We start from the raw sequence: 7,751 nt of genomic DNA on the forward strand, positions 1-7,751 counted from the left end.
GCTGTTTTGACCAAAGTCCCATGTGTTCTCCCCAACCTTTCTCTTACTTCCATTTTAATGGGTTTGAGAGTTTACACAATATATTTTACAGACTCATGTAAAACACTCTCACTAAAATAAGAGCTGCCTATGTGCTGTAGCTCTTATTTTTATGATTTCTTAAACTTAAAGATAATATAATTTCCCTTTCAGAGAACCCTCATATCCTTCGCTATAACACGTCTTTTCTTTATTCACAAATCAGATTACCGAGACTAATCTTCCGCTAAAGTAATTCCCTATGAATTCAAGAAAGGTTGGCAAATACGGTTCTTTCTAACCTCCCTTTCCTTACCTACACCTTCACAATCAATGAATTTAAAATCCTGTAATAAAGATTGAGTTTTTTAATTCCAGATGATACCATATACTCATATTGGAAAAATCAAGTATCTAAAGATTTTTTTTCTAATAATTTAAGTGAACCATATCACAACGATTTACCTATTTAAGGAGTGGAAGGCCGTGAGTAACAGTCAAAATAATCATGATTATAAAGAAATAAACCTGTCTAATACACACGTACCAGACAAAGTATACGCATATTCACTTCAGGTAAGACATGCGCTTTATGAGCTATTAGACTGCTCTGGTAACGATACTGTGAGTATTGAGGTCTTGGAGGACGTGGCTATCGAACGGGAAGATGGAACAACTGATGCGGTTCAATTAAAAAGTGTTCTGTCAAAGAACAATCCTTTGACAGATCGTTCTCCTGACTTTTGGAAAACACTTTTTAATTGGCTGACTGCGGTTAAAGATAATGAACTTCAAACAGAGAACACTACTTTTAAACTTTTCGTCGCTGCAAATAGAAAGGGAAATATCTCGAGTTTGTATCATGAGGCTAAATCTTCAAGAGAAGCTGAACAAGTTTGGGGAACCTCAAGATTAGAATTCTATGATGATCAAGGCAATGAACTGGAACTTGGAAGCAAATATTCACTATATATTCGACACTTCTTTAGTTATGAGAACAAAGCAAACGCTATTAAGATTATAGAAAAATTTAAAGTACAAACAATCGAAACAACACATACAGCTTTTATATTCAACTCTTTCTGTCAAAAGGCCACCATCCATGATGATATTATGGAAAATGTATTTGATGCTATGCTCGGTTGGATTGATAGAAAAACTGCGGAGCAAATAGAAACTGGAAAAGCAATGGCAATTACATACAAAGAATATAAAGCACAACTTGTAGCTATTACAAGGCATTTCAATCAAAATTTGAGTCTTAGAGAACTAGCACCTCCCCCTACTGATCAACAAATCCAATTCGAATATAATGCATTTAGGAGATATATTGATCAACTTAATCTAGTCGAATGTGATTATGACGAAAAATTAGAAGCCATTAGTGATTATTTAAGAGCATCCACAAATAGAACCTTATGGGCTAGACGAGGAGATATTAGTGAGATTAGTATTTTAGAATTCCAAAATGATTTAATAAAAAAATGGAAGACTAAAAAGAACATTATAAGTTTAACATCTACTAACCTTTCAGCCGAATCTCAAGGGAAATTACTTTATTTACAATGTAAAGATGATGCAATTAGTATCGATAACCTTGCTGCACCAAGCTTTTTTACGCCGGGATGCTATCATTCACTATCTGATATTTTGAAGGTTGGCTGGCATCCTACTTATAATCAATTACTTAAGACAGGAAGTGAAAATCATGAGCCAACTGAATAAAGAGATCCAACATGTTCAGAATCCTGCTTTTGGAGCCTATATAATTTGGAATTTCGTGCGAGGTTATTATAGTAATAACTCCTCATTCGTTCCATTTCCTTTGCTATTTGTCGTGCTACCTATAATTTTCCGCGAAGATATGGTTGAACAAATAAATGGAACTCAAAAGGCATCTGGATTAAGACAATTTTCCAATAAATTTCTTTCAACAAAAGTATTAAAAAATGATGTCATTTCACAAATACACATTAGTAGTTCTAATATGAAGAATCTCACTTTAAATTCTATTCGAGTAAGTATCTATGCCTCTTTAATATCCCTAGATTACGAAAATGCCCTTGCCCTTCCTATTTCGATGACTGAGCGCAAAAATGAGCCTAAAAATATTCTCAAATTAGGAAAAGCATCAGAAAAATTAGGATATTGGTGTTCTCAACTAACTTTACATGAAGTCTCTCAGATAATGAAAGTGAGGTTTTAAAAATGAACTTCCAAATAAAAAAGTTAATTCTTTGGCCTAAAAAAAGTGACCTTAAACCCAAAGAAATTGAATTCAAATTAGGAAAAATTAATATTATTACCGGTGCCTCTCGTACTGGGAAATCTGCAATCGTTCCAATAATTGATTATTGTCTCGGCTCTGGATCTTGTCATATTCCTGTTAAAACGATAAGAAATGCTTGCAGTTGGTTTGGTATCATCATTCAAACGAACGATAAAGAAATCTTACTTGCTCGGCGTGAACCAGGTCTTAATAAATCAACAGATGAAATGTTTGTTTTGGAAGGCGAATACGTTGATATTCCAAAAACTCCACATAAAAATACTACGCGAGATTCCGTAAAAAAATATTTAGATGAGCAAGCATCTCTTTCATTTCTTGAAATCGAGTCGGATACAACTAACAATTATTTTGGACGCCCCTCCTTTAGAGATTTAATGGCCTTCTGTTTTCAACCACAAAATATTGTTGCTAATGCCGATACCCTCTTTTATAAGGCAGATACTACTGATCATAGAACAAAACTAATAAACATTTTCCCATACATACTTGGCGCTGTAACTCCAGATATTCTAGCAAAACGTCAGGAGATCAATGTTCTTCTACGAGAGCTACGACGCAAAGAAAAAGATTTAAGTAAGTTAAAGGATGTTGCAGAAAAATGGAAGATTGAAATCAGTGGATGGCTATCAGCAGCTGAGGAGCTTGGACTTGTAGAAGTTAGAAATAATTTAGGAGTTTTAAGCTTTAATGAACAGCTTGAGATTCTCTCTTCAATTTCAGATATGAAAGCTTCAGACTCCTCAATACTGAATAGAAATATACAAGCATCTTCACGAGAAATTGTTGCATTACGCAGAGAAGAACAACAGATTTCACTCAATCTATCGTCCTTTAAAAATAGATACACCGAAATGAGCCAATTAATGGATAGTATAGAAGACTATAGAGAATCTTTAACAATTCAAATTGAACGGCTCAATATTTCAAAGTGGCTTAGAAGCTTGACGGAAGATGAAGAGAACTGTCCTATATTTGGTTTTTCAAAGAATCATCCTAAGGATCAAATCAATAAATTTTATAACAGCTTAATTCAGCTTGAAGAAGAGTCAGGCTACACCAATAAAATTCCAGCTGCCTTTGAACGTGAATACGAAAGTGTAAAAACAGAAATAGATAAACTTTCGGAACAACTTACAGCCACTCAAAAACGGATAAGAATACAAAGTAACATAAGAAATTCATCTGCAAATGAAAAATACACAATGGAAAACATCTCTAGATTCCTTGGTCAGGTACAATATGCTAGCGAAACATTTGAATCACTCGGTTCTGATAGCCAGCTTTCGTTAGCAATTGCTAAATTAAACGAACGTCTCGGAGTTCTTAGAGCTCAAGTAAACGAAAACGCAATAATCCAGAGAGTTAAAGCTGCATTAAGAACGATAGAGGGATTTACAATTAAATTACTTCCACTTCTGGATTCTGAAAGACCAAATGATCCCATCAAAATCGATTATGAAAATTTAACTGTAATTGTAACAGGCACAGATGGTCGAGATGATTATTTATGGGAAATTGGTAGCGGCTCAAATTGGCTAGCATATCATATATCCGTTACCTTGGCATTTCAACTTTTCTTTAATCAACAAAAGCACTCACCTGTGCCAAACTTTATTGTGTATGACCAACCTAGTCAAGTATATTTCCCTCAAAAATTAGCTGCTAAAGAATCAGAAAAAGATTTAGACCCTAAACTCAATAATGATGAGGACCAAATAGCGGTTAAAAAGATTTTTATAACCATGTCACAGGCTCTGTCAGACTCAAAGAATGCTTTTCAGGTCATTGTATTAGAGCATGCAGATAAAAGTATATATGGCGGCATAGAAGGAGTTCATGAGGTCTGCGAATGGCGTGGAGAAAACGAAAAATTAATTCCTTTGGAGTGGATCAATTAAACTCATTAAGTCAAATAAAAAGAACCGATATATAGCCGGTTCTTTTTAATTTGAGAATTCGAGATTTTTCTAAGAGAATACAAATGACTTGTTAGCAAACATTTTTTGATGATGAAGATTTCCACAGACCTCCTGCGGGTAGCGTTCATTATTCCTTGTATCTTCTGGGCAAGCCGGAAACACTGTAGCTGAATATATTAACTTTAGCGATGAAGGAATTAATTATTATAACGGTTATGAAAGAACCTAGTTCGATTATGTTTGGTGAAAATCGTTATGGATCCAATCTTCAATTAATGGGGCTGGAGCCAGGTGAGATGAATTTACGGGCGACATTCTCTGCGGTAGCCGGCCCTACACCGCTCAAATTACTGTTTGATTTGGAAACTGACGGAAAACACAAAAATTTCGGAAGTGGTACTTAAAAAGGCGTCACCTTAGAAATAGAGGATATGCTTGGATAAAAATCCCTATTAAAAACAGGACATCCCGTTCAGCCTTGAGACAGCTGGTGATCGAGATGTCTTTTTACATTGTATATTTTTCTTAATTATTCAAGCACGGTTTCGTTCAATATCTATGGATAGAGGAATCAAATCTCCAGCCATCCTTTGGCAATCACCTTTTTGTCCATTAAATATAGCTGTAACCTCTTAAGCCCCCAAATCAAAGTGGAGACCTTGACATGAAAGAGGTACACTATGAAGAGGGAGTGGAGCCGATGAAAAGCAACAAGTTATACGACGAACAGCGGATCAAAGTAGCTTAAGAAGCGATCAATGGAACCAAGGTTTCCTTAACTAGCCCGAAAGTATTCCGTCTCTTCCAGCACCATTACCAATTGGGTCAAGTTCTACAAGGAACGATTTGGAGAAGAGCCTACTCCGTCCGTCCAAGAACGGATTGAAGATACGGAGAGTGTCCAAGACCTGGAGACGAAGATGGAGACGGCCATTAAGCTACTGGGAGTAAAAGGATCTGGAGATCGAACTGCTGCGTGAACTCTTAAAAAAAGCCAACCCCGCTTACAAGACAAACTCGAACTGGCCGACGAAGCGATAAAGCGGGGGTATTCGGCTACACTTGTTATACGTATTGTGGAGGTTTAACCCTCCCTACTATGCGCATAAAAAACGTTTCCTGGGGCTTTGGAGTGCCCCGGATGAGCTAGTGACTTCGGGCCGTCCGATCCCAGCCTATTCGCTCACTACTGGCGGTCTGCGGGTCAGTGACCTACAGATCGAAGAGTGGCTAGAGAGCTGGTAGAGGGCGAGGAGAGCGGCTATGGCTACCAGAACCTGGCGTATTCCCTATCGGTCCAGCAGGGCTTAATCCTCAACCACAAGAAGGCGTACCGGCTGTGCAAGAAGCTCGGATTGCTTCAGAAAAAGCCGGTGAGGAACCTAAAATACCCTCGGCATTTGGCGCAATCGAGTAGTCGCAGGCCCCAACCAACTCTGGCAGATTGACATTAAATATGGATACATTCATGGCTACGACCGCTTCTTTTTTATCTTTGATATGATTGATGTGTTTGACCGCTGTATCGTCGGCAACCACGTAGGAGAGAACTGTACAGTGAAGCAAGTCTGTGCCACGTTAAGGGAGGCTCTGGGCCGACGTTTACAGCCTGGAGATCCCTCATCGGTATCCGTTCCGATAATGGCCCGCAATTCCTAAGCGACTCTTTGGCGAGCTGTGTGCGGAAACGCAGCGTCCTCTTGAGCATGAGCGTATTCCTCCAAAAACGCCGAATATGAACGCCTACATTGAGTCGTTTCACAGCATTTTGGAGAGAGATTTGTATACGAAAAGGTATTTTGAGACGTTTGAAGAAGCCTTTGAAGCGGTCGCAGTCTATATTAACTTTAATTTTTCCTTATTTGGTTTCCCATGCAATAAATTCTCCGGTATTTAAAGGGTTATTGATAATTACAGGATTTTTATCTGAAAAAAACGTTAACGCTTTATCTTCTGTTAAAAGAAGAATTGGTTCAAATATATCTATGCTTACAGTAGGCAAACATGATTTAACAACAGGATTTCTTGTTGATTTAATACCCACTATGTGTTCATTATCTCCATCAAAAAACAGTTCACTGTCAAATTCTATTGTTGCGATGAATTGACCTTCAGGCAAGCTAAATATAAAGGGGCATTGTATTTTGCGTTTATGTACTTTTAAAGATAAAATATCATCTGTTCCTAGGATAAAATGTATTAAAGTATCTCTTTTATCTAGTAGCAGTTGCTTAATAAACAAGTACGAAAATGCAGTTTCATTCTTCTTTAACGCACTCAGTTGCACATAGGATTCTAATTCGAGAGTGTTATAAATTTCAGGAATGTATCTTAAAATTTCACCAATAAGAAGAAGCTCTGGCCAAGTTTCGACAAGAGGCATCCCATCAATGAGATCTCCAACTCGGGTCTTCGCTAGAAAGTTCACTAATTCTGGATATTCAAATATAGTATCTGCCTGGTTTGAAATAATAAGAACCTGTACCACATGATGATACTGGTTATCGATAGCTTTCCTCCTTCTTGATAAGGTCAAGCTCAAACCACTTGGATGATAGTATGCTATCTCATCCCCAAATCCCCTAATTACGAAATGACAAGTAGCAATTTCTTTTCCTTTTCGCTTTAACTGTACTAAACGTATATCATAAGTTAAGGGGGCTACAAGTGAAACAATATCCGCGATGTCATCCAGTTGTTCTGGCATATTCTTGAGTGCTACTTGTGGTATTTTAATATTATTTAAATCATGTGCTAAGAAAGTTTCGCGCACTTGCGGAAAAAGCTTATGGGTTTTGTCGAATAAATCCTCAACTTCATTTACCTCTATTATGGCAATACTTCCATCTTCAGTCTGATTAATTCTAAGTGTGATGTTTCCAATTAACTTTTGCAGCCCCAAACGGGCTTTCAATATACTCAATTTATTTTGATATGATCTTTTTTTGATAATTGACAATTGTTCTTTGAAATGCCCAACGTTGTTGTTCATTTTTGAAGGATCTAATCGGAAGGAATTTTTATTTTTTAGTAAACGTTCATAAAACTCATTAAGTAGCTCCTCGTCAAAAAAACGATGAAACACTTCATTTTTGTTGGTATCAACTAAGATAAAAACTAGAGGTTGTGCAGATTTTAATGTAAATTCCATATCTGCTTTACTGAGAGTGTTAAAGGGGGTTAGAGCAGCAGAACTTTTCACGTTTACCAAAAGAAATTCGGGAGACATTAGCTGTTGGTGACTGTTCAAATCACTACTGATCTGACAAGAAAAATCTATACCATAGTCGTGCTCAAGTTTATTAGGGGTCAGATTGAGTGATTCTTGTGAATAAAGCCTGAAAATGTTTTCTCCTTTTTCACCAATTGCTTGATTTTTACCTTTATACTTAGCCATTAGCTCCCCCAAAATAATTAATATTAACAAAATATTAGGTCGTGTCTGAAAACTCTTCATTGAGTCAATTTGAAAATGGCAGCCACGTATACAAACGCCAAGAATGACTTGGCTAGTTTATCGTAGC

At 36.9% G+C, this 7,751-nt stretch carries 6 protein-coding genes; 5 read left to right on the forward strand and 1 reads right to left on the reverse strand.

Going from position 1 to position 7,751, the window contains the following annotated elements; genetic code table 11:
* Nucleotides 1–504: 504 nt before the first annotated feature.
* The 5 genes from M2108_RS30975 to M2108_RS31755 all read left to right on the forward strand — a co-directional run bounded on the left by M2108_RS30975 (nt 505) and on the right by M2108_RS31755 (nt 6,124).
* The gene (locus M2108_RS30975; protein ID WP_277473307.1) at nt 505–1,743 is read left to right on the forward strand and encodes an ABC-three component system protein; all 1,239 of its coding nucleotides are present in this window, start codon (nt 505–507) and stop codon (nt 1,741–1,743) included.
* Nucleotides 1,727–2,224 (forward strand): three component ABC system middle component, encoded by a 498-nt coding sequence (locus tag M2108_RS30980; protein ID WP_277473308.1) that lies wholly within the window; start codon nt 1,727–1,729, stop codon nt 2,222–2,224. The genes M2108_RS30975 and M2108_RS30980 overlap by 17 nt, the downstream gene beginning before the upstream one ends.
* Before the next feature lie 2 nt (nt 2,225–2,226).
* The gene (locus M2108_RS30985; protein ID WP_277473309.1) at nt 2,227–4,206 is read left to right on the forward strand and encodes a DUF3732 domain-containing protein; all 1,980 of its coding nucleotides are present in this window, start codon (nt 2,227–2,229) and stop codon (nt 4,204–4,206) included.
* Between the two features lie 1,419 nt (nt 4,207–5,625).
* Entirely contained in the window at nt 5,626–5,886 is a 261-nt protein-coding gene (locus M2108_RS31750) for a DDE-type integrase/transposase/recombinase (protein ID WP_481857226.1), read from the forward strand.
* Between the two features lie 55 nt (nt 5,887–5,941).
* Nucleotides 5,942–6,124 carry a hypothetical protein gene (locus tag M2108_RS31755; protein ID WP_481856973.1) on the forward strand — a complete coding sequence of 61 codons (183 nt, stop codon included), beginning with the start codon at nt 5,942–5,944 and terminating at the stop codon, nt 6,122–6,124.
* Here M2108_RS31755 and M2108_RS30990 read toward each other — a convergent pair.
* Nucleotides 6,086–7,624: a DUF4365 domain-containing protein gene (locus M2108_RS30990; protein ID WP_277473312.1), complete on the reverse strand. Its 1,539-nt coding sequence runs from the start codon at nt 7,622–7,624 to the stop codon at nt 6,086–6,088. The two genes, M2108_RS31755 and M2108_RS30990, sit on opposite strands and share 39 nt — an antisense overlap.
* Nucleotides 7,625–7,751: the final 127 nt, after the last annotated feature.

It is taken from the genome of Paenibacillus sp. PastM-3 (genome assembly GCF_029893965.1).
Classification (GTDB): Bacteria; Bacillota; Bacilli; order Paenibacillales; family Paenibacillaceae; genus Paenibacillus_AQ.

What these genes read in the sequence shown, in the direction of transcription:
- M2108_RS30990 (WP_277473312.1), bottom strand. Translation starts at nt 7,624, where the DNA reads ATGGCTAAGTATAAAGGTAAAAATCAAGCAATTGGTGAAAAAGGAGAA.
- M2108_RS30985 (WP_277473309.1), top strand. Translation starts at nt 2,227, where the DNA reads ATGAACTTCCAAATAAAAAAGTTAATTCTTTGGCCTAAAAAAAGTGAC.
- M2108_RS30980 (WP_277473308.1), top strand. Translation starts at nt 1,727, where the DNA reads ATGAGCCAACTGAATAAAGAGATCCAACATGTTCAGAATCCTGCTTTT.